Origin of the sequence: Microbacterium sp. BF1 (assembly GCF_019279095.1) — a bacterium.
Classification (GTDB): Bacteria; Actinomycetota; Actinomycetes; order Actinomycetales; family Microbacteriaceae; genus Microbacterium; species Microbacterium maritypicum.
Genome location: NZ_JAGYWT010000884.1, coordinates 1 through 537, shown reverse-complemented (window position 1 = coordinate 537; position 537 = coordinate 1). Strand labels below are relative to the sequence as shown.

Here is a 537-nt window from a genome sequence, read left to right as displayed (position 1 = left end):
CGCCGAACGCCCTCGACCCGATCGCCAGCGCCCACCTGCGCGCCCACGAGTGCGACCCGGTCTCGGCCTACGGCGGCGTGATCGCGGCGAACGGCACGGTGACGCTCAAGATGGCAGAGAACCTCAAGGACATCTTCACGGAGGTCATCGTCGCGCCGTCGTTCGAGCCGGCCGCGCTCGAGGTGTTCAAGGCGAAGAAGAACCTGCGTCTGCTGCAGCTGCCCGAGGACTGGCAGCAGGAGCGCATGGATGTGCGCCTCGTCTCCGGCGGACTGCTGCTGCAGGATGCCGACCGCTTCCCGGACGACATCGTCTCGGTCGCGAAGAACTGGGAGCTCGTCTCGGGAGAGCGTCCGAGCGACGAGGAGATGGAGAACCTCATCTTCGCCTGGAAGGCGTGCCGCGCGGTCAAGTCGAACGCGATCGTGCTCGCGAAGGACAACGCCACGGTGGGTGTCGGCATGGGCCAGGTCAACCGCGTCGACTCGTGCCGCCTCGCGGTCGAGCGTGCGGGGGAGCGCGCCGCCGGATCGGTCG

General features: G+C 68.5%; 1 pseudogene. It reads left to right on the top strand.

Annotated elements, in window-relative coordinates:
* Positions 1-537 (top strand): annotated as a pseudogene (gene purH, locus KZA10_RS17355) (bifunctional phosphoribosylaminoimidazolecarboxamide formyltransferase/IMP cyclohydrolase); the annotation flags it as partial.